General features: G+C 61.8%; 19 protein-coding genes. 17 read left to right on the forward strand and 2 right to left on the reverse strand.

Translation table 11 applies throughout. The annotated features are described in order from the left end of the window. Positions 1-185: 185 nt before the first annotated feature. The 16 genes from gltB to PspS35_RS02090 all read left to right on the forward strand — a co-directional run bounded on the left by gltB (position 186) and on the right by PspS35_RS02090 (position 19223). Positions 186-4631 (forward strand): glutamate synthase large subunit, encoded by a 4446-nt coding sequence (gene gltB, locus PspS35_RS02015; protein WP_159932549.1) that lies wholly within the window; start codon positions 186-188, stop codon positions 4629-4631. A gap of 32 nt (positions 4632-4663) precedes the next feature. Further along, positions 4664-6082 (forward strand): FAD-dependent oxidoreductase, encoded by a 1419-nt coding sequence (locus tag PspS35_RS02020; protein ID WP_159932550.1) that lies wholly within the window; start codon positions 4664-4666, stop codon positions 6080-6082. Positions 6083-6263: 181 nt separating this feature from the next. Next, a complete protein-coding gene (gene hemE, locus PspS35_RS02025) occupies positions 6264-7331 on the forward strand; it encodes a uroporphyrinogen decarboxylase (protein ID WP_159932551.1) in 1068 nt (355 codons plus the stop codon). Between the two features lie 323 nt (positions 7332-7654). Next, on the forward strand, positions 7655-9115 hold the full coding sequence (gbpA, locus tag PspS35_RS02030) for an N-acetylglucosamine-binding protein GbpA (protein WP_159932552.1): 1461 nt from the start codon (positions 7655-7657) through the stop codon (positions 9113-9115). 190 nt (positions 9116-9305) lie between these two features. Further along, positions 9306-9812 carry a type II secretion system protein N gene (locus PspS35_RS02035; RefSeq protein WP_159932553.1) on the forward strand — a complete coding sequence of 169 codons (507 nt, stop codon included), beginning with the start codon at positions 9306-9308 and terminating at the stop codon, positions 9810-9812. 34 nt (positions 9813-9846) lie between these two features. Next, the gene (gspD, locus tag PspS35_RS02040; RefSeq protein WP_238786051.1) at positions 9847-11679 is read left to right on the forward strand and encodes a type II secretion system secretin GspD; all 1833 of its coding nucleotides are present in this window, start codon (positions 9847-9849) and stop codon (positions 11677-11679) included. Beyond that, the gene (gspE, locus tag PspS35_RS02045) at positions 11676-13124 is read left to right on the forward strand and encodes a type II secretion system ATPase GspE (protein ID WP_159932555.1); all 1449 of its coding nucleotides are present in this window, start codon (positions 11676-11678) and stop codon (positions 13122-13124) included. Before gspD ends, gspE begins: the two co-directional genes overlap by 4 nt. 2 nt (positions 13125-13126) lie before the next feature. Then, complete coding sequence (gene gspF, locus PspS35_RS02050) at positions 13127-14329, forward strand: type II secretion system inner membrane protein GspF (protein WP_159932556.1); 1203 nt, start codon at positions 13127-13129, stop codon at positions 14327-14329. Next, a complete protein-coding gene (gspG, locus tag PspS35_RS02055) occupies positions 14330-14773 on the forward strand; it encodes a type II secretion system major pseudopilin GspG (RefSeq protein ID WP_159932557.1) in 444 nt (147 codons plus the stop codon). Between the two features lie 3 nt (positions 14774-14776). Further along, positions 14777-15238, forward strand: coding sequence for a type II secretion system minor pseudopilin GspH (gspH, locus tag PspS35_RS02060; protein WP_159932558.1), 462 nt, complete (start codon positions 14777-14779; stop codon positions 15236-15238). After that, complete coding sequence (gene gspI / locus PspS35_RS02065; protein WP_275113836.1) at positions 15228-15623, forward strand: type II secretion system minor pseudopilin GspI; 396 nt, start codon at positions 15228-15230, stop codon at positions 15621-15623. Before gspH ends, gspI begins: the two co-directional genes overlap by 11 nt. Further along, positions 15616-16164, forward strand: a complete 549-nt coding sequence (locus PspS35_RS02070) for a type II secretion system protein GspJ (protein WP_159932560.1) — start codon at positions 15616-15618, stop codon at positions 16162-16164. Before gspI ends, PspS35_RS02070 begins: the two co-directional genes overlap by 8 nt. Further along, complete coding sequence (locus PspS35_RS02075) at positions 16161-17021, forward strand: type II secretion system protein GspK (protein ID WP_159932561.1); 861 nt, start codon at positions 16161-16163, stop codon at positions 17019-17021. The genes PspS35_RS02070 and PspS35_RS02075 overlap by 4 nt, the downstream gene beginning before the upstream one ends. Continuing rightward, complete coding sequence (gene gspL, locus PspS35_RS02080; RefSeq protein WP_159932562.1) at positions 17018-18118, forward strand: type II secretion system protein GspL; 1101 nt, start codon at positions 17018-17020, stop codon at positions 18116-18118. The genes PspS35_RS02075 and gspL overlap by 4 nt, the downstream gene beginning before the upstream one ends. Further along, the gene (gene gspM / locus PspS35_RS02085) at positions 18115-18546 is read left to right on the forward strand and encodes a type II secretion system protein GspM (RefSeq protein ID WP_159932563.1); all 432 of its coding nucleotides are present in this window, start codon (positions 18115-18117) and stop codon (positions 18544-18546) included. Before gspL ends, gspM begins: the two co-directional genes overlap by 4 nt. 146 nt (positions 18547-18692) lie before the next feature. Further along, the gene (locus PspS35_RS02090) at positions 18693-19223 is read left to right on the forward strand and encodes a cytochrome b/b6 domain-containing protein (RefSeq protein WP_159932564.1); all 531 of its coding nucleotides are present in this window, start codon (positions 18693-18695) and stop codon (positions 19221-19223) included. On the opposite strand, the gene PspS35_RS02095 is transcribed toward PspS35_RS02090, so the two are convergent. Next, positions 19215-20483: an MFS transporter gene (locus tag PspS35_RS02095; protein ID WP_159932565.1), complete on the reverse strand. Its 1269-nt coding sequence runs from the start codon at positions 20481-20483 to the stop codon at positions 19215-19217. The genes PspS35_RS02090 and PspS35_RS02095 overlap by 9 nt on opposite strands. Before the next feature lie 124 nt (positions 20484-20607). On the opposite strand from PspS35_RS02095, the gene PspS35_RS02100 reads away from it, so the two are divergent. Continuing rightward, positions 20608-21501 (forward strand): LysR family transcriptional regulator, encoded by an 894-nt coding sequence (locus PspS35_RS02100; RefSeq protein ID WP_159932566.1) that lies wholly within the window; start codon positions 20608-20610, stop codon positions 21499-21501. A 165-nt stretch (positions 21502-21666) separates the two neighbouring features. On the opposite strand, the gene PspS35_RS02105 is transcribed toward PspS35_RS02100, so the two are convergent. Further along, complete coding sequence (locus PspS35_RS02105; RefSeq protein WP_159932567.1) at positions 21667-22110, reverse strand: hypothetical protein; 444 nt, start codon at positions 22108-22110, stop codon at positions 21667-21669. Positions 22111-22119: the final 9 nt, after the last annotated feature.

The following is a 22119-nucleotide window of genomic DNA, read 5'->3' on the forward strand; positions in this document are numbered from 1 at the left end:
CCTTTCATAAATGCGACATAGATTTGCGACATTTCGTCGCTAAATTTGTGAGCGTCTGTGTCGGTGTGTACAATGACCTCCCTTTTGCCCCCGCTAAGCCGGCGTACGTTCGGCGTGGAAGGTAACCGGTTGAATTGAAAAGAAATTTGCCTCGGTATAAGAGGCAGCCTGGTGAGAAAGTGTCTATGAAAGCAGGTCTGTACCAACCCGATGAATTCAAGGATAACTGCGGTTTCGGCCTGATAGCCCACATGCAGGGCGAGCCCAGTCATACCCTTTTGCAAACGGCCATCGAGGCCCTGACCTGCATGACCCACCGCGGTGGGATCAACGCCGACGGCAAGACCGGCGACGGTTGCGGCTTGCTGATTCAAAAGCCCGACCAGTTCCTGCGCGCTGTCGCCAAAGAGCATTTCGCAGTCGAATTGCCCAAGCAGTACGCCGTGGGCATGGTGTTTTTCAACCAGGACCCGGTCAAAGCCGAAGCTGCTCGCGAGAACATGAACCGCGAGATCGTCGCTGCCGGCCTGCAACTCGTCGGCTGGCGCAAAGTGCCAATCGACACCAGCGTGCTCGGCCGCCTGGCCCATGAGCGCCTGCCGCAGATCGAGCAAGTGTTCATTGCAGGCGACGGCCTGAGCGACCAGGACATGGCGATCAAGCTGTTCACGTCCCGTCGTCGCTCGTCCGTGGCCAACGCCGCCGACGCCGACCACTACATCTGCAGCTTTTCCCACAAGACCATCATTTATAAAGGCCTGATGATGCCGGCGGATTTGACCGCCTTCTATCCAGACCTGAGCGATGAGCGCCTGCAAACCGCGATCTGCGTGTTCCACCAGCGCTTCTCCACCAACACCCTGCCGAAATGGCCGCTGGCCCAGCCATTCCGCTTCCTCGCCCACAACGGCGAGATCAACACCATCACCGGCAACCGCAACTGGGCCGTGGCCCGTCGCACCAAGTTCGCCAACGACCTGATGGACCTCGAAGAGCTCGGCCCGCTGGTCAACCGCGTGGGTTCCGACTCTTCCAGCATGGACAACATGCTCGAACTGATGGTCACCGGCGGCATCGACCTGTTCCGTGGCGTGCGCATGATCATTCCGCCAGCGTGGCAGAACGTCGAGACCATGGACCCGGACCTGCGTGCATTCTACGAGTACAACTCGATGCACATGGAGCCGTGGGACGGCCCCGCTGGCGTGGTCATGACCGATGGTCGCTACGCGGTGTGCCTGCTCGACCGTAACGGTCTGCGCCCGGCGCGTTGGGTCACCACCACCAACGGCTTCATCACCCTTGCGTCGGAAATCGGCGTGTGGAACTACCAGCCGCAAGACGTGATCGCCAAAGGCCGCGTAGGCCCTGGCCAGATCCTGGCCGTGGACACCGAAACCGGGCAGATCCTCGACACCGACGCCATCGACAACCGCTTGAAGTCTCGTCACCCGTACAAGCAATGGCTGCGCAAGAACGCCCTGCGCATCCAGGCGACCATGGAAGACAACGACCACGGTTCGGCTTTCTACGACGTCGACCAGCTTAAGCAGTACATGAAGATGTACCAGGTCACGTTTGAAGAGCGCGACCAAGTGCTGCGTCCGCTCGGCGAGCAAGGCTACGAGGCCGTCGGCTCGATGGGCGACGATACGCCGATGGCCGTATTGTCCCAGCGCGTGCGCACGCCGTACGACTATTTCCGCCAGCAGTTCGCCCAGGTGACCAACCCACCGATCGACCCGCTGCGCGAAGCCATCGTGATGTCCCTGGAAGTGTGCCTCGGTGCCGAGCGCAACATCTTCCAGGAATCGCCTGAGCACGCCTCCCGCGTGATCCTCAGCTCGCCGGTTATTTCCCCGGCCAAATGGCGTTCGTTGATGACCCTGGATCGCCCAGGCTTCGACCGCCAGACCATCGACCTGAACTACGACGAAGCCCTCGGCCTTGAAGCCGCTGTGCGCAACGTTGCTGATCAGGCCGAGGAAGCCGTGCGCGCCGGTCGCACCCAGATCGTGCTGACCGACCGCCATATCGCGCCGGGCAAGCTGCCGATCCACGCATCGCTGGCCACCGGCGCGGTACACCACCGCCTGACCGAAAAAGGCCTGCGCTGCGATTCCAACATCCTGGTCGAAACCGCCACCGCCCGCGACCCGCATCACTTCGCGGTGTTGATCGGCTTCGGCGCCTCGGCGGTGTACCCGTTCCTGGCATACGAAGTGCTGGGCGACCTGATCCGTACCGGTGAAGTGCTGGGCGACCTCTATGAGGTGTTCAAGAACTACCGTAAGGGCATCACCAAGGGCCTGCTGAAGATCCTGTCGAAGATGGGTATCTCCACCGTCACCTCGTACCGTGGCGCACAGCTGTTCGAAGCCATCGGCCTGTCCGAAGAAGTCTGCGACCTGAGCTTTCGTGGCGTGCCGAGCCGCATCAAGGGTGCGCGCTTCGTCGACATCGAAGCCGAACAGAAAGCCCTGGCAGCCGAAGCCTGGAGCGCGCGCAAGCCGATCCAGCAAGGCGGCCTGCTCAAGTTCGTACACGGTGGCGAATACCACGCGTACAACCCGGACGTGGTCAACACCCTGCAAGCCGCCGTGCAGCAGGGCGACTACGCCAAGTTCAAGGAATACACCTCGCTGGTGGATAACCGCCCGGTGTCGATGATCCGCGACCTGTTCAAGGTGAAGACCCTGGACACGCCGATGGACATCAGCGAAGTCGAGCCGTTGGAATCGATCCTCAAGCGCTTCGACTCCGCTGGTATTTCCCTGGGCGCCTTGTCGCCTGAGGCGCACGAAGCCCTGGCCGAAGCCATGAACCGCCTGGGTGCGCGTTCCAACTCCGGCGAAGGCGGCGAAGACCCGGCGCGCTACGGCACCATCAAGAGCTCGAAGATCAAGCAAGTCGCCACTGGGCGTTTTGGCGTGACCCCGGAATACCTGGTCAACGCCGAAGTGCTGCAGATCAAGGTGGCCCAGGGCGCCAAGCCCGGTGAAGGCGGCCAGCTGCCAGGTGGCAAGGTCAACGGCCTGATCGCCAAGCTGCGTTATGCAGTGCCAGGCGTGACCCTGATCTCGCCTCCGCCGCACCACGACATCTACTCGATTGAAGACTTGTCGCAGCTGATTTTCGACCTCAAGCAAGTTAACCCGAAGGCCCTGGTCTCGGTGAAACTGGTCGCAGAAGCTGGCGTGGGCACCATCGCCGCCGGTGTGGCCAAGGCCTATGCCGACTTGATCACCATCTCCGGCTACGACGGCGGTACCGGCGCTTCGCCGCTGACCTCGATCAAGTACGCCGGCGCACCCTGGGAACTCGGCCTGGCCGAAACCCACCAGACCTTGCGCGGCAATGACCTGCGCGGCAAGGTTCGTGTCCAGACTGACGGCGGCCTCAAAACCGGCCTTGACGTGATCAAGGCGGCAATCCTCGGCGCCGAAAGCTTCGGCTTCGGCACCGCGCCAATGATCGCCCTGGGCTGCAAGTACCTGCGCATCTGCCACCTGAACAACTGCGCCACCGGCGTGGCGACCCAGAACGAGAAGCTGCGCAAGGATCACTACATCGGCACGGTTGACATGGTGGTGAATTTCTTCACCTACGTCGCCGAAGAGACCCGTGAGTGGCTGGCCAAGCTGGGCGTGCGTTCGCTGGAAGAGCTGATCGGTCGTACCGACCTGCTGGACATCCTGCAGGGCCAGACCGCCAAGCAGCACCACCTGGACCTGACGCCGCTGTTGGGCAGCGATCACATCCCGGCCGACAAACCGCAGTTCTGCGGGGTTGAGCGTAACCCGCCGTTCGATAAAGGCCTGCTGGCCGAGAAGATGGTCGACATGGCCGGCTCTTCGATCAGCGACGCCAGCGGTGGCGAATTCGCCCTGGATATCTGCAACTGCGACCGTTCCATCGGCGCACGCATCTCCGGCGAAATCGCCCGCAAGCACGGCAACCAAGGGATGGCTAAAGCGCCGATCACCTTCCGCTTCAAGGGCACTGCCGGCCAGAGCTTCGGCGTGTGGAACGCCGGCGGCCTGCACATGTACCTGGAAGGCGACGCCAACGACTACGTGGGCAAGGGCATGACCGGCGGCAAGCTGGTGATCGTTCCGCCTGTCGGCAGTGTCTACAAGAGCCAGGACAGTGCCATTATCGGCAACACCTGCCTGTACGGCGCCACCGGTGGCAAGCTGTTCGCCGCCGGCACCGCCGGTGAGCGTTTCGCTGTGCGTAACTCCGGTGCCCACACCGTGGTGGAAGGCACCGGCGATCACTGCTGCGAGTACATGACCGGGGGCTTTGTCGCGGTACTGGGCAAGACCGGTTACAACTTCGGTTCGGGCATGACCGGCGGTTTCGCCTACGTGCTCGATCAGGACAACACCTTCGTCGACAAGGTCAACCACGAGTTGGTCGAGATCCAGCGGATCAGCGGCGAAGCCATGGAATCCTACCGGAACCACTTGCAGCACGTGCTGGACGAGTACGTTGAGGAAACCGGCAGCGAATGGGGGCGTAACCTCGCCGAAAACCTCGATGATTATCTGCGTCGTTTCTGGCTGGTCAAGCCCAAGGCTGCCAACCTGAAATCGTTGCTTTCCAGCATCCGTGCCAACCCGCAGTGATATGCGCCTGAAGAGTTTGATGAGGTTTTAACATGGCTGAACGTCTGAATAACGACTTCCAGTTCATCGATGTCGGGCGCAAAGATCCGAAGAAGAAACTGTTGCGTCAACGCAAGAAAGAGTTCGTGGAAATCTACGAACCCTTCAAACCCCAGCACTCGGCCGATCAGGCCCACCGCTGCCTGGGGTGCGGTAACCCGTATTGCGAATGGAAGTGCCCGGTGCACAACTTCATTCCCAACTGGCTCAAGTTGGTGGCCGAGGGCAACATCCTCGCCGCCGCCGAGCTGTCGCACCAGACCAACACCCTGCCGGAAGTCTGCGGCAGGGTTTGTCCCCAGGACCGTCTGTGCGAGGGTGCGTGCACCCTTAACGACGGCTTCGGCGCGGTGACCATCGGTTCGGTGGAGAAGTACATCACCGACACCGCCTTCGCCATGGGCTGGCGCCCGGACATGTCCAAGGTCAAGCCGACCGGCAAGCGCGTCGCGATCATCGGTGCGGGCCCGGCGGGCCTGGGCTGTGCCGACGTGCTGGTGCGTGGTGGCGTGACCCCGGTGGTGTTCGACAAGAACCCGGAAATCGGCGGCCTGCTGACCTTCGGTATCCCCGAGTTCAAGCTGGAAAAAACCGTACTGAGCCACCGTCGTGAAGTGTTCACCGGCATGGGTATCGAGTTCCGTCTCAATACCGAAATCGGCAAGGACATCACCATGGAGCAACTGCTCGCTGAATACGATGCCGTGTTCATGGGCATGGGCACCTACACCTACATGAAGGGCGGTTTTGCCGGTGAGGATTTGCCGGGCGTGTATGACGCGCTCGATTTCCTGATCGCCAACGTCAACCGCAACCTGGGCTTTGAAAAGGCGCCGGAAGACTTCGTCGATATGAAAGGCAAGAAGGTCGTGGTGCTGGGCGGTGGCGACACCGCGATGGACTGCAACCGCACCTCGATCCGCCAGGGCGCCAAGTCGGTGACCTGTGCGTACCGTCGTGACGAAGCCAACATGCCCGGCTCGCGCAAAGAGGTGAAGAACGCCAAGGAAGAAGGCGTGAAATTCCTCTACAACCGCCAGCCGATCGCTATAGTCGGTGAAGACCGCGTCGAAGGCGTGAAGGTGGTCGAGACCCGTCTCGGCGAACCGGATGCCCGTGGCCGTCGCAGTCCCGAGCCGATCCCGGGTTCCGAAGAGATCATCCCGGCCGACGCCGTGGTCATCGCTTTCGGTTTCCGTCCAAGCCCGGCGCCGTGGTTCGAGCAGTTCGAAATCCAGACCGACAGCCAGGGCCGCGTAGTTGCCCCGGAACAAGGCCAGTACAAGCACCAGACCAGCAACCCGAAAATCTTTGCCGGTGGCGATATGGTGCGTGGTTCTGACCTGGTGGTGACGGCGATCTTCGAAGGCCGCAATGCCGCCGAAGGCATCCTGGACTACCTGCAAGTCTGACCCCGATCCCAAATTGAAATGGGATCAAAATGTGGGAGGGGGCAAGCCCCCTCCCACATTTGTTTTTGCCACATTCAAGAAATTGTCGTAAATCAACCCAATAGATAAAAGGCACGGCCCATTCCGTGCCTTTTGCGCCCGGCTCTGAGAAAATGCCCGCACTTTTTTTGCGGATGCCGACATGACTGCCCTCAAGAACGATCGTTTCCTTCGTGCCCTGCTCAAGCAACCCGTGGACGTCACCCCCGTGTGGATGATGCGTCAAGCCGGTCGCTACCTGCCGGAATACCGCGCCAGCCGCGCCAACGCCGGCGACTTCATGAGCCTGTGCATGAACCCGGAGTTCGCCTGCGAAGTCACGATGCAGCCGCTGGACCGTTACCCACAACTGGACGCGGCCATCCTCTTCTCCGACATCCTCACCATCCCTGACGCAATGGGCCAAGGCCTGTACTTCGAAACCGGCGAAGGCCCGCGTTTCAAGAAGGTCGTCAGCACCCTGGCCGATATCGAAGCCCTGCCGATCCCGGATCCGCACAAAGACCTCGGCTACGTGATGGACGCCGTGAGCACCATCCGCCGCGAGCTGAACGGCCGTGTGCCACTGATCGGCTTCTCCGGCAGCCCGTGGACCCTGGCCACCTACATGGTCGAAGGCGGCTCGTCGAAAGACTTCCGCAAGACCAAGGCCATGCTCTACGACAACCCGCAAGCCATGCACCTGCTGCTGGACAAACTGGCGCAGTCGGTCACCTCCTACCTCAACGGCCAGATCATGGCTGGTGCGCAAGCGGTGCAGATTTTCGACACCTGGGGCGGCAACCTGTCGGCGGCGGCGTACCAGGAGTTTTCCCTGGCCTATATGCGCAAGATCGTCAGCGGCCTGATCCGCGAACACGAAGGCCGCAAGGTGCCGGTCATCATGTTCACCAAGGGCGGCGGCCTGTGGCTGGAAAGCATCGCCGATGCCGGTGCCGACGCCTTGGGCCTGGACTGGACCTGCGACCTGGGCGAAGCCCGTCGCCGTGTGGGCAACCAAGTGGCCCTGCAAGGCAACATGGACCCGACTGTGCTCTACGCCAAGCCGCAAGCGATCCGTACCGAAGTAGGTCGCATCCTCGCCAGCTACGGCAAAGGCAGTGGTCACGTGTTCAACCTTGGTCATGGCATCACCCCGGAAGTGAACCCGGAACACGCCGGCGCTTTCCTGCAAGCGGTACACGAATTGTCCGCGCAATATCACGCGTAACCCCCTTCCAAACCCTGCGTCACCCGCTTTCGCCAAGTGGGTGACGTTCAGCGCCAAGCTGTTTTAATCCAACCGGTCGCTGGAAGATGCGTTTATCTTCCAGCGATAGCGCGTCTATGGTTGTTTGTTTTTAAGACAGTTCTTACTTGTACGAGACGCCTTTCTTATAGGCAAGAGATAGTTCGGTAAAATTCAATTATTCCTACATCAAATCATGTTCAAGTCCGTAAAAATCACCTCGCTCGTTTACAACAACCGTATAAAACGTAGTCCATGTTTTTTGATATGGGTTTTTATTGACTGGTGAAGTTGGCTTGAATTTTATGATAAAAAAAGATTTGTCTCGTTGGGGTGGGATTTCTTCGCTGGCGTTCTTGAGTGCATTGTTGATACCGGCTCAAAGTGCGCAGGCTCATGGTTATTTGAATGATCCGCCGTCGCGCGCGTTTCAATGCCAGAAAGGCTTGAACAAAGACTGCGGCGGAGCGCAGTACGAGCCGCAAAGTGTCGGTGAAACCTTCAAGGGGTTTCCCGCCGGTGTCGGTGGTGCACCGTTGCAGGGGCCGGTCGACGGCAAGATCGCCAGTGGCGGTATCGGCCTGTTCTCGGCCATGGACGCCCAGTCTGCCAACCGTTGGCACCAGACCGAAATTCACGACCGCAACATCAGTTTCGACTGGAAATACACGGCCGCTCATCCCGCTACCAAGCATGAATACTTTATTACCCGTAACGGTTGGAACCCGAACGAGCCGCTCAAGCGCGCAACGTTTGAAGGCACACCCTTCTGTTCGGTGGATGGCGGCAACGTGCTACCTGTCAGCGGCCAGAAGCACGCTTGCGTGATTCCTCAGGACAAGACGGGGTCGCACATCATCCTGGGCATCTGGACGGTGGGCGATACCGATGCCGCGTTCTACAACGTGGTGGACGTGAACATCCTTGCCGAACCCGATTTGCCGGGCGGCTGGAGTGCGGTCGGCAGCATCACGCCATCTGCCACCTTGTTGGTGGGTGACAAGGTCAAGGCCCGTGCTTTCACTGGTGCCGGCGAGAGCGCGGCGTACTCGGTTGAAATCCCGATCGACAGTGCCGAAGAGGGCTTGCCGCAGAACTGGGCATTCAAGCTGGCCGAAAAGATCAACCAGTCCCAGACCCTGATCCAGGCGGGTATTCGCGATGAGCAGGGCAACATTGCTCCGGTCAAAGGCAAGAACAACCTGTATGCCCAGAAAGACAGCAGTGTGGTTCGTTATGAGCTGAAGCTGGACGTCAAGGAGGATGCCCTCGCGCGTATGGCGTTGTCGGGAATCTCCAGTGAGTACGTGCTGGACAAGGGGCGGGCGAAAGTGCGCTTTGCCATGCTCGCCAACCGTGACATGAATATCGAAGCCACGCTGTTCGACGCCAACAACAAGCCGGTGGGTACCCTCAAGACCCTCGCACAGGGCGATAGCAACACGCTGGAAATGGATGTGCGCAGCGAGCCGGGCACGCACCACATGACGCTGCTGGGTACTACTGTCGATGGGCGTACAACACGGCAGGACACCCAGCCTGTCAACCTGACGGGCGAGGGCGGTGCCAAGGACTATCACTTCGTGTTTCCTCAAAACCTGGAAAGTTACGAGGCGGGCACACGTGTACTGCAGCCCAAGACCGATGAAGTTTATGAATGCAAGCCATTCCCTCTCTCGGGTTATTGCAAACAGTACCTGCCAACGGCCAATGGTTTTGAACCAGGTGTAGGTGACCACTGGCAGACAGCCTGGGAACAACTCTGAACCCTTAGTTGAATAAGCCCGGATAAGTTCGCGTGAACTTATCCGGGTGTCTTTTTTATCCGAATACTTTTGATTCTGGCGCACCGCGTCAAATGACGAAGTGCGGGCGTTGTTCGACGGGCGGGTAGTTCGCCGGCGCCGTGTCGTATCACGCTGTTTATTTCAAAAAAGGTTCTGCCAGTGGGGAATTATGAATCCGGCCATGTTGCGGGCGCTGTTGCTGTTGTTGCCCTTGGGCTACGGGCTGACGCTGGCGTGGCAGGAATGGCTGTTTCGTCAAACCCGGGAAGTGGCCGTGCAGGTGCTGCCGGCGCCGGTGATCGGCGTGCCGCAACCCGTCGCGCTCAATACCCAGGCGGTGGCGACGGTGTTTGGCATGACCGCGCAAGGCCGCCCTTTGAACAGCAAAGAACCGCTGACGCTGCACGCCACTGTGGTTGCCGATGGCAGCGATTCTCGTGCCTTGCTGGCGGGCCCCGACGGGACGCGTTTTTACCACGCCGGCGAGCGATTGCCGGGCGGCAGTCTGCTGCGGCGCATCGAAAGTGCGCAGGTGGTGTTGTGGCGCCAGGGCCGTGAGGAGTTGCTGGTCCTGCATACACCGGGCGGGCACTTTTTGCCGGCGGCGCAGGCGCGCAGTCTGGCGGCGCCCTCTGTTCATTTTCGACCGACGGTCGAGCAACCCGGGAGTGACTAAGTCCATGAGTCGCACAGGTGCTGTAGGGACGCTCATGCTGGGCATGCTGCTGTCTATCGGACACGCGTCGGCGGCAGAGCCGCGTTGGCAGTTGGCGATGAACAACGCCCAATTGCGCGATGTGGTCGAGGAAATGTCGACCATCCTCGACACAACGGTAATCCTCGACCCCAAAATTGACGGCCGAATTACCGTTGTGTCTCGCCAGGCGTTGGATCGCGAGGGCGTGCGGCGGCTGTTCTACAGCGTGCTCGATGCCCATGATTTCAGCGTGATCGACCAGGGCGACCAGTTGCTGATTGTTCCCGCGACCCAGGCCAAGACCCAGGCCAGCACTGGCGACGAGCGAACGTCGGCGGCGCAGCAGTTCGTCACGCAAGTCATCGCGTTGGGCGCCAGCAGTGCGGCGGACCTGGCGGGGCTGGTGCGGCCATTGATTTCAGCCAATGGCTACGTCGGGCCCTCGGTGTCCGCCAATGCCCTGGTGATTACCGACACTGCGCGCAACGTGCAACGCATTGGCGATGTCGTTCGGCAACTGGATTCCGGCGCGAAGAATGCCCATGAGCTGGTGGAGTTGCGCCACGGTGTGGCCGCGGATATCGCACGGCTGATGGAGGCGTCCATCGGTAAGCAGGCGGCCGACAGTGCCATCCAGGTCCTGGCTGACCCGCGCAGTAACCGCTTGGTGATCGTCGGCACGGCGGCGGTGCGCCAGCGTCTGGTGCAACTGGCACGCAGCCTGGATACCGCGACGCCCGCGCGCTTGGACAATGCCCGTGTCATTCGCCTGCGCTACAGCGACGCCAAGCAATTGGCCGAGGTGCTGGACTCCATGGGACAGAGCATGAAGTCCCAACCTGGCATCGTGAGCCTGAAAGATGCGACGGCCGCAGCGCCGTTCATGGTCAGGGCCGATGAAAGCCAGAATGCCCTGGTGGTGGTTGCCGAAGCGACGCAACTGGCCACCCTTGAGGGCATCGTGCGCGAGCTGGACCAGCCTCGGGCCCAGGTGTTGATTCACGCGGCCATTGTGGAAGTCAGCGGCGATATCAGCGAGGCGCTCGGGGTGCAATGGGCGCTCAATCGCGGCGATGGGCAGGGGCTTATCAACTTCCCCGGTACCGGCATCCCGATCCTTGGCGCCCTCACGTTCGATGATAAGACCGCCGTGCCGGAAGGCGCCCTGCTCAGGCTGGGCGGCGATCGTTTCGGTGCGCTGGTCTCCGCCCTGGCCAGCAATACGCGCAGTAACCTGCTATCGACGCCGAGCCTGCTGACCCTGGACAACCAGGAAGCAGAAATCATTGTCGGCCAGAACGTACCGTTCAAGACGGGCTCCTACGCCACCAACAGCAGCGGTGCGGATAACCCCTTCACCACGGTGGAGCGCAAGGACGTCGGGATCAGCCTCAAGATCAAGCCCTATATCAACGAAGGCTCGACCCTGCGCCTGGAAGTGGCGCAAGAGGTCTCCGATATCGCCCCGGCGGTCGCCGGGGTTGATTCCTCGGACCTGATCACTAATAAGCGCGCGCTGAAAAGCACGATCCTGGCAGACGACGGCGAGATCATTGTGATCGGTGGCCTGATCAAGGACAGCGTGCGCACCCAGACCAGCGGCGTGCCGCTGTTGCGCGATATTCCCTACCTCGGCGCGTTGTTTCGCTGGAGCCGTGATACCCAGGTCAAGAGCAACCTGATGGTGTTCCTGCGCCCCACGATCGTGCGCAGTGGCCAGGACCTTTCCAAGATCAGCCAGGCGCGTTATCAGGACCTGCGCGATGAGCGCCAGTCGGGGCCGCCGTTGCCCGATGAGGCGGCACGTTTGTTCGACCCGCGCCGGTCGGCGCAGGGTGAGCGATGAAGCCTTTGCCCTTCGGGTTTTCCCGGCGTTTTGGCGTAGTGATCGACGCTGGGCATTTGGCCGTTCGAGGGGATGCGCCGCTGAGCGCGATTGCCGAGGCCCGCCGCCTGAGCGATCACGAGTTGCCGCTGCGTCTGCTCACCGACGAAGCCTTCGCCCTCGCGTTGGCCAGGATTTACAGCGAGGGGCAAACAGCCGCCGAGCAAGTTGCCCAAGGGTTGGACGATGAGCTGGACCTGCTCAGCCTGGTGGACCAGGTGCCGCAGACCGCTGACTTGCTGGAGCAGCAAGGCGACGCTCCGATCATTCGGTTGATCAACGCATTGCTCAGTGAGGCGGTGCGGGAAAAAGCCTCGGATGTTCACCTTGAAACCTTCGAGCACACACTGGTGGTGCGCATGCGTGTCGATGGGCAATTGCGCGAAATGCTGCGGCCACGGCGTGAGTTGGCGACGTTGCTGGTGTCGCGGATCAAGGTCATGGCGCGCCTGGACATCGCTGAAAAGCGTGTGCCACAGGACGGTCGCATCGCGTTGCGCCTGGCAGGGCACGAAGTGGACGTGCGGGTTTCCACACTGCCTTCGGCCCATGGCGAGCGCGTGGTACTGCGCTTGCTCGACAAACAGGCCGGACGCCTGCAACTGGCCCGTCTGGGCATGGCGCCGAGCACCCTTGGGCCGTTGCAGCAACTGCTCGGCCGGCCCCACGGGATTTTCCTGGTGACCGGCCCCACCGGTTCAGGCAAGACCACCAGTTTGTATGCCGCACTGGCCCATCTCAACGACCAGACCCGCAACATCCTGACAGTTGAAGACCCGATTGAATATCACCTGCCGGGCATCGGCCAGACGCCGGTCAACCCGAAGGTCGAGATGACGTTTGCGCGAGGCCTGCGGGCGATTCTGCGCCAGGACCCGGATGTGGTGATGGTGGGCGAGATCCGTGACTGTGAAACCGCTGACATCGCGGTTCAGGCTTCGCTCACAGGGCATTTGGTGCTGTCGACGCTCCACACCAACAGTGCCATCGGCGCGGTGACGCGTCTGCTGGACATGGGCGTGGATGCCTATCTGCTGGCGTCGTCGTTGGTCGGCGTGTTGGCGCAACGGCTGGTGCGCGCGTTGTGCCCGGCCTGCAAGATCGCCGTCGTGGCCGACGCCGAGGTCTGTCGGCGGTTGGGGCTGGACCCCACCAAGGCGCCACGCGTGTTCACGCCGGTTGGCTGCGAGCAATGCCGCCAGGGGTATTGCGCACGTATCGGTATCTACGAATTGGTGAGGGTCACGCCCGTGCTGGCGGCACTGATTCATCAGGGGGCCAGTGAGCAAGTGTTGCTGGCTGAGGCACGGCGCGATGCATGCAGCCTGTTTGAGGATGGCCGCCGTCGGGTGCTGGAAGGCGAGACCAGCGTCGATGAGCTGCTGCGGGTCACTCAGGAGGACTGACCATGCCCACCTATGACTATCGAGCCCAGGACCGCCACGGCCGCCCGTGCAAGGGCCGGCAAGAGGCGGACAGCCCGCGCCATGCCCGGCAATTGCTGCGTGAGCGCGGGCTGCTGCCGAGTCAGATGCGCTTGGCGAGCGAGCGCGTGGGCCCTGCGGGAGCGGCGGCAGGGCTGGGTGCCGCTGACCTGGCGCTGCTGACCCTGCAACTGTCGACCCTGGTTCAGGCTGGGTTGCCGCTGGAGCAGGCACTGCAAGCGGTGGTGCAGCAAAGCCAGAAACGACGGGTCAGTGGCCTGCTTTCGCAGGTACGTGACCGGGTGATGGAAGGGCAGTCCCTGGCCTCGGCCCTCGGCGCCTATCCACGGGCATTTCCCGATGTGTTTCGCGCCACCATTGCGGCGGGTGAGCGCTGTGGCCATCTGGGACAGGTGCTTGAGCAGTTGGCCGCCTACACCGAAGCCCGCCAGGCATCGCGGCAGAAGATCCAGCTGGCGTTGGTGTATCCGGCCCTGTTGATGTTCGCCTGCCTGGCCATCGTCGGTTTCCTGCTGGGTTACGTGGTGCCGGATGTGGTGAAGATCTTTGTCGACAGCGGCCAGCCACTGCCCTGGCTGACCCACGCCATGATCACCGTCAGCCACGGTTTGCGTGCCTATGGCTGGGCGCTGGCGTTGATGCTGTTGGGGTTGGGCGTGCTGCTGCGCTGGAGCTTGCATCAGCCGCACTGGCGCTGGCGGTGGCACTGCCAGGCACTGCGCCTGCCGTTGTTGGGGGGCGTCTTTCGTGAGATGGAGGCGGCGCGCTTCGCCAGCACCCTGGCGATCCTGGGCAAAAGTGCGGTGCCCCTGGTGGACGCCCTGGAAATTGCCGCGGCGGTGATCGGCAACGTGACCATTCGCGCCCGAATGGGCGATGTCGCGCGTGCGGTCCGGGAGGGCGGCACGCTGACCCGTGGCCTCGACGCCAGCGGCGATATACCGCCGTTGATGTTGCACATGATCGCCAGCGGCGAACGCGCCGGCGAACTCGACAGGATGTTGGCGCGTGCCGCCGAACAACAGGAAAAAAGCCTCGCCGCCCGTATCACGCTGGTGGTGAGTTTGTTTGAGCCGGCGATGCTGGTGGTGATGGGCGGCGTAGTGCTGCTGATTGTCATGGCCATTCTGCTGCCGATCCTCAGCCTTAACCAACTGGTGAACTGAATGCTGAAAATGCCCAACGGCCAACGTGGTTTTACCTTGATCGAAATCATGGTGGTGGTTGTCATCATTGGGGTGCTGGGGGCCATTGTGGTGCCGCAGTTCATGGGCCGGCCCGACCAGGCCAAGGTGACAGCGGCCAAGACCGACGTGCAGGCGGTCGCCACCAGCCTGGAGATGTACCGGCTCGACAACGGCCATTACCCCTCGACGTTGCAAGGCCTTGAGGCCTTGAGCAAACGCCCGGCTGGCACGCCCGTGCCGAGGAGCTGGAACCCTCAGGGTTACCTGAAAAGCGTGCCGGTCGATCCCTGGGGCACCCCCTATCAATACCTGAATCCTGGGGTGCGTGCTGGCAACGGTGGTTATGACCTGTACTCCCTGGGTTCCGATGGCGTGGCGGGTGGCGAAGGCCATGGCGCTGATATCGGCAACTGGGGGGACTGACCCGTGCCCAGGCACAGCCGCGGTTTTACCTTGCTGGAACTGATGGTGGTGATTGCACTGATGGGCATCGTGCTGGGCGCGGTCGGCCTGACGACCGGCAACACCCCTGGCCGTCAGGCGCGGCAGGAAGCCGGCGAGGTGGTGAAACTGATCGAGCACCTGCGCGAGCAAGCGGTGATCGAGGGGCGCGAGTACGGCGTGCGCGTGCGGCGTGATGGGTACCAGGTCTACCGCCTTGACCCTCAGGGCTGGCAGCAGACGGGTGCAGCCCAGCGGCTGGCAGAAGGCATGCAGTTTCATCTTGAACAGGAAGGCCGGCGCTTGAGCCTTGAGAGCGTCGCGCCGCAATTGCTGATGCTCAGCAGCGATGAAGTCAGTGCGTTTGTCTGGTCTTTTGCCTTCGAGGAGCAGGTGTGGGCGCGGGTTGTCAGTGATGGGGTGGGAGCGTTGTCCAGTGAAAGCTAAGCACCGGCGCCGCCGCAATCGCCGGGCCAACACCCGTGGTTTCACCTTGTTGGAAGTCATGATTGCGTTGGTGGTTTTCGCCACGCTCGCGGGCGCGGTTATTACCGCCAATCACTACTCATTGCGCCAGACTGCGCGGCTGCAAGAGCGTATCCAGTGTGCCTGGGTCGCCGATAACCGATTGAGCGAGCTGCGCTTGCAGCCGGCCTCCTCCGGGCGCCAGCAATTGCTGCAACGCTTTGATGGGCGAGATTGGGTGGTCGACCAAGTGATCACGCCAGCCACTGATCCTCGCCTGCTCAAGGTCGATATCAGCGTAAGCGCTGCCGGCAGTGATCAGCCGGTCTATCGCACGCAGGGTTGGATACCCGCCGCAGATGGATAAACAGGCGGGCTTCACGCTGCTGGAACTGGTGATCGCGCTGGCGATCTTTGGCCTGCTGGGCCTTGCCAGCGCGCGCCTGTTCGACACCGTGGTGCGCGCGCAGCAGGCCACGGCCAGCCACGAACACGAGCTGCGCCGCCTGCAACGGGCGATTGGCGTGATCGAGCGGGATGCACTGCAGGTGGCGTCCTCGGTGCTGGTCCTCGGCCCCACGACCTTGCAACTGCTGCGTACACACTGGCGCAACCCGCAGGATTTGCCGCGCAGTGAGCGTCAGCAGGTGCTCTACCGCCTGGACAAGCAAGTGTTGTGGCGTGAAAGCCGAGGCGTGGAATCAGCGGTGGTTGAACGGCAGAAACTGCTCGACGACGTGCGCATGTTGAGCTGGCGCCTGTTTGACCCTGAAACCGGATGGCACGGCGTATGGCCGGTGGGCAAAGGCGCGGCACAGAGGCCTGCACGGGCGCTGGAGGTGGTGCTGTCGGTGGGCCGTTTCGAACAGGTGCGGCGTGTCTTGCCACTGCCCCAGAGTGCCCCATGAAACAGCGCCAACAGGGTATCGCCCTGCTCAGTGTGTTGTTGGTGATGAGCCTGGCGCTGTTGTTGACCGCAGGCATGCTGCGCAGCCATCAACTGATGGTCAAGAGCAGTGCTCGCCAGGTTCATCAGGTGCAGTTGCGTCAACTGGCGCTGTCGGCCGAGGCATGGGCCTTGGTGACACTGGCGTCGACGAGCGAGGATGAGCGGGCGCGGGTGCATAACGGCCAGGCGTGGGCACGCATGAGTTGGCCGTTTGAGGGGCAAGACGCACGCATCACGCTGCGGGTTGAAGACCTTTCTGCGCGCTTCAACATCAACGCGCTGCTGGGCGGCGGGCAAGTGGATCAGGTGGTTGAGCAGCGCTGGCTGCGCTTGCTCGCCGCCCTGGGGCTGCCACCGCTGGACTTGCGCGCTGCGGGCTCGGTGGCAGAGCTGCGTGAACTCAGCCAACTGCGGCTACTGCCTGGCATCGACGGCGCAATCTTGCGACAACTGGCGCCCTGGGTCGCCTTGCTGCCCAAGGATGCCAGCCTGAACATCAACACTGCGCGGCCCCGGGTGCTGGCGATTCTTGACGGTGTCTCCCTGCCGATCGCCGAAGCGCTGGCGGGTCAACGGCCGGCAGCGGGTTACGCGAGCGCCCAGGCATTCACCGACGAGCCGTTGCTCGCCGGGCTGGGTGTGAACAGCCACGGGCTTGGCGTCAGCAGTCGCTGGTTTCGTATCAACGTTGACGTCCATCTGGGGGCCAGCCACCTGCGTCTGGCCAGCGAGGTTGAGCGTGACCCCAAAACCGCACGCTGGCGCGTCGTACAACGTCGCTTCCCTGCGCCGACACTGAGCGAGAACGCCTCATGAAAACCTGGCTTCACTTAAGCGCCGAAGGCCTTGGCGGCCCGATAAGCGAATGGCCTTGCTGTGTCTGGCGGGCGGCGGATGACTGTCTTCCCATGCGCCTGATCGAGGTCGCACGCCATCTGGAGCGCCAGCCGGTCCGGTTGCTGTTGCCGATGGAAATGTGCAGCGCTTTGCGCAGTGAGGTATGGCCTTCCACACGTCGGCCGACCGCCCAGGCGGTGGCCTTCGCCATCGAAGACCAGTTGGCCGAGGAACTGGATGCCGTGCATGTGAGTGTGGGCCAGCGCGACGCAGCCGGCCGCATCCCGGTGCTGGTGACGCACAAGGCGCGCTTCAAGGCGTTGCTGCACGAGTTGGCGACGCTGGGCATCGAGGTGAGCAGCGTGCACGTCGACGCCGATTTGCTTGCCGACGACTGTCACGCCGCAGTGGATTGGTATGGCCGTCGTGTGGTGGGCGGGCCCATGCGCCTGGCGATCTCGGCACCCGCACTCAAGGCGCTGGAACCGTCGCTGGAAGCTCCTTTGCAGTGGCCGGATGCAGTACAAAACCAGGCGTATATCGAGGCTGCGTTATGGGGTGGCAAGGGTCAGCCGATCGATTTGTTGCAAGGTGAATTCGGCCGTGCCCGAAGACCCTGGCCCTGGTCAATTGCCGTGCTGACCGCCGCCTTGGCGTTTGTCATCGATTGGGGGTTCATGCAGGTGCGTATTCAATATGTCGAAGGGCAAGCCCGCAGTCTTCATGGCCAGAGTGTTGCGCGCTTCCAGGCGTTGTACCCGGAGCAGACGCGTATCGTCGACCTTGCCGCGCAGCTCAACGCTGTGCAAGGGCAGGCGCCGCGCGAACCTCAGACCCCATTGGTACGCCTGGTGCGCCTGACCGATCAGGTGCTCGGCGGGGCTGACGTGGAGGTACACCGCATGGAGTTTCGGCGTGGCGAGGGCTGGAAGATTCAGTTGACGGCCCAAGGCTTCAGCACCCTGGAGCAGTTGCAAGCCCAAGCGCGCCAGAGTGGCATGCCGGTGCGGCTGGGTAACGCCAACAAGGAAGGCAATCGCGTACACGCGGTGTTGATGTTGGAGGACCCCTCATGAACGGCCTGCAAACCTGGAGGGCGCTGTCCCCTCGTGATCGATTTTTACTCGGCGTGCTGGCGACGTTTCTGATCGGTGTACTGCTATTCCACACATTGTGGCAGCCCAGCCGGCAGCGCATGGCCAGTGCCGAACGGCATTACCAGCAACAACAGGTATTGGCGCAGCAAGTGCAGCGTGCCCAGCCGCAGCGTGCCGGGGCGACGGCGGTTCAGCCCTCGGCCTCGACCATCAACGACAGCGCGGAAGCTGCGGGGCTCAAGGTTGATCACGTCGAGGTGCAAAGCGAGCGATTGCGTTTGACCGTCAGCGGCGAAGCGACGGCGTTGCTCGGTTGGTTGGCGGCGCTGGAACGGGATGCGGGGGCCTTCGAGGGACTCACGCTGGAGAAGCGCGATAACCGCCTGGAGGCTCGACTTGAACTGTAGAGCATCGTCCGTGCTAGGAGGTTTCGCGCTCTGTTAAGGATTTTTCCTACGTCTTCGTTCATCCATTTGCCCGAATATTTAGCCCCGCAGACCGTTGGTCTGGGCCTGTAATGTGTATTTTAAAAGAGTGATCAGGTGATAAAACGATGAAAACATCCCGTTATTCGACCATGCAGAAGGGGCTGCACTGGGTCTCGGCCGCTGTTATTTTGTGGTCGTTGTTATCAGGTTTTTATGTGGCGGTATTTACGGTCCCGGCCGCGGTCAAGGCATGGGTCGGGTTCTTCAATGTGTCGCTGACGGCGCTCTATATCCCGGTGTTCGTCCTGCGCGTGTATTGCTCCATTACCCACGGCCTGGAGTGTTCATCCAAGCGTTCGCTGCAGGAGTGCATGGCGTTAGTGGTTCATAAAGCCATGTATGTCGTATTGGCCGTGGTGCTGGCAACGGGCGTGCTGATGATGGATCGCCCGATCAATATCTTTAACCTGGTGTCCATCGCGCCGTTTGACAGCAACCCAGCCAGCATCGCCTGGTATACCCGTGTGCACGTGTTGTCCTGTGTGGTGTTGTTACTGATGCTGGTGCTGCACATTGGCGCGGTGGTGCTGCATGAGCGTCGGGGCAAGCGGGTGATGGCGCGGATGTCGTTCAACGGGGCAACCGTCTCAGGCTGAAGCCAGCGGCGGCAACTTTGCCAACCGCAATGCCACCAGCAACGCGCCGATCAACAGCGCCACGATGAACGCACCGATGCCGTTCCAACCGGCAAAGTGCCAGAAGAACCCACCGGCGGTCCCGGCAATGCTCGATCCGGCGTAGTAGCAGAACAGGTACAGCGACGAGGCCTGCCCCTTGGCTTTCACGGCGCGGCGGCCGATCCAACTGCTGGCCACCGAGTGGGCGCCGAAGAAACCAAAGGTGAAGATCAGCATGCCCGGCACCACCAGCCACAGCGGGGTGAGCAGGGTCAACGCCATGCCGGCGAGCATCAGCACAATGGTGGCCCACAGCACGCGCCGGCGACCGAGGCGGTCGGCGAGCGAGCCGATTTTTGCCGAGCTGTAGATGCCCGAGAGGTACACCAGCGACAGCAGGCCGACCACCGCCTGGCTCAGGTCGTAGGGATCGGCCAGCAGGCGATAGCCGATGTAGTTGAACAGGGTCACGAACGCGCCCATCAGCAGGAAGGCTTCGAGGAACAGCCACGGCAGGCCCGCGTCCTTGAAGTGCATGACAAAGCCCTCTACCAGGCTGCGCGGCTTGAGGCTGCTGGCGCGGAAGTTGCGCGATTCGGGGAGGATCTTCCAGAACACCGTGGCCGCGATCAGCGCCAGGGCGCCGATGATCAGCATCGCGGTGTGCCAACTGACGAAGTCGATCAACACGCCGATGATCAAGCGCCCGCTCATGCCGCCAATCGCATTGCCCCCGATGTACAGGCCCATAGCCAGGCCGATGTGTTGCGGGTGGATCTCTTCGCTGAGGTAGGTCATGGCCACGGCGGCCAGGCCGCTGAGTGACAGGCCCACCAGCGCACGCATCAGCAAGATCCCTTCCCAGGACGGCATCAGGCCGCTGGCAATCGTGGCGAGGGCGGCGCAGAACAACGCGGCGACCATCACTGGCTTACGCCCCAGGGTGTCGGAAATCGGCCCGGTGATCAGTAGGCCCAACGCCAGCATCGCCGTGGACACCGACAGGATCAGACTGCTTTGCGCCGCGTTGATAGAGAACTCGTGGGACAGCGCCGGCATCATCGGCTGCACGCAGTACAGCAGAGCAAACGTGGCAAAGCCGCCGGAGAACAACGCCAGTACCGTGCGCATGAACATCGGCGTGCCTTTTTCGATGTACTCGTCATTGAGTTGGGCCACCACCTCATCCAGGGCGGTGGGCGGAACGTCTTGAGCGAGTGGAGCGACAGCAGATTTCACGGGGACCTCGGGGAGCAAAAGCCGGCCAGGGCGGGCACTGCAAAAAAGAATATAGCTGGCTAATGATTCTTTCCAATATATTGTTCGACCTGTTTGATAGCTTTTACGACCTAATGGGGTTTGCATGGAATTGCGTCACCTGCGGTACTTCATCGCCGTTGCCGAAGAGTTGCACTTTGGCCGGGCCGCCCAGGTGCTGGGCATCTCGCAACCACCGCTGAGCCAGCAGATCCAGGCACTGGAGCGGGAGGTGGGCGCGCGGTTATTCGAGCGCACCAATCGCCGGGTTGAATTGAGCGAGGCCGGGCGCTTGTTCCTGCACGAGGCGCGGCTGGTGCTGGCGCAGGTGGATAAGGCGGCGGATGTCGCCCGTCGCGCGCAGTTGGGCGAGTTGGGGGAGTTGAAGATCGGTTTTACTTCTTCCGCACCGTTCAACGCCAGCATTCCCCAGGCGATCTTTGCGTTTCGCCAGGCCTTCCCGGCAGTGCACCTGAACCTGCAGGAAATGAGCAGCACCGAAGTGGCCGAGTCGCTGGTGGATGAGTCGATCCAGGTGGGGCTGATGCGGCCGCTGCCGTTGCCGGACTCGTTGAGTGTCATCGAGCTGATGCGTGAACCCTTGGTCGCCGTATTGAACGCCGGTCACCCGCTGGTGGAAGGCAGCGAGCGGGGCTTGTATCTGGCGCAGTTGGCTGACGAGCCCTTTGTGTTTTTCCCACGCAGCTACGGCAGTGGCCTGTATGCCCAACTGCTCAACCTGTGCCGCGACGCTGGCTTCAGCCCGCACTTCGCCCAGGAAGCGGGAGAGGCGATGACCATCATCGGCCTGGTGGCGGCGGGGCTGGGCGTGTCGGTGCTGCCGGCGTCTTACCAGCGCATCCGCATTGATGGCGTGGTGTATCGCACCTTGCTGGATCCGGAGGCGGTGACGTCGGTATGGCTGGTGCAGCGCAAGGGAGGGCAGACGCCGATGGCCAGGGCGTTTGTGGAGTTGTTGACGCTCAGGGCTGCACATTGATGTGCATGGGTTCCAATCCCTCATCGAAAATGTGGGAGGGGGCTTGCTCCCGATGAGGGAGTGTCAGTCACAGATGCGTTAACTGACACTCCTTTGGTGAAAACATAACCCGAGAAAACGAGGCCGTTTTGGTGGTGCAAGCCCCCTCACCACAGCAATCGAGTGTTACTTGGTGGTCCCGGTCTGCTCAAACAACTGCGCCGCCGAGCCCGATTCACTCACACCACCGTTGCGCAACGCGGCCATGATGTCGCGGTCCAGGTTGTTCACCCAACGGTTGTAGTTGCGATGAATCTTGCCGTCCTTGTAGCCCAGCTCGCGGCTGTCGCGGTAGGTGATGGCGTAGCTGTTGCGGGTGTAGCGGATGTCGATGGCTGCGTAATACTGGTTGCGTACGTTGATCTCGGCCTGCACCAACTGCGGGCTCAGGCGTTGCACCGTCCACTCGCGTTTCTGCAAGGCGTTGACGATGACGGTTTTCATTTTTTCTTCGCTGACCTGGGTATCGGCCTGCAGGTCGTGCTGGGTGTTGAGCACCGGCTTGCTGGTGCAGCCAGCAGTGGTCAGCAGGGCCAGGGTGATCAGGGTAGCGCGTAGCAAGGAAGACATTCCGTATTC

The sequence above is a fragment of the Pseudomonas sp. S35 genome (assembly GCF_009866765.1).
Classification (GTDB): domain Bacteria; phylum Pseudomonadota; class Gammaproteobacteria; order Pseudomonadales; family Pseudomonadaceae; genus Aquipseudomonas.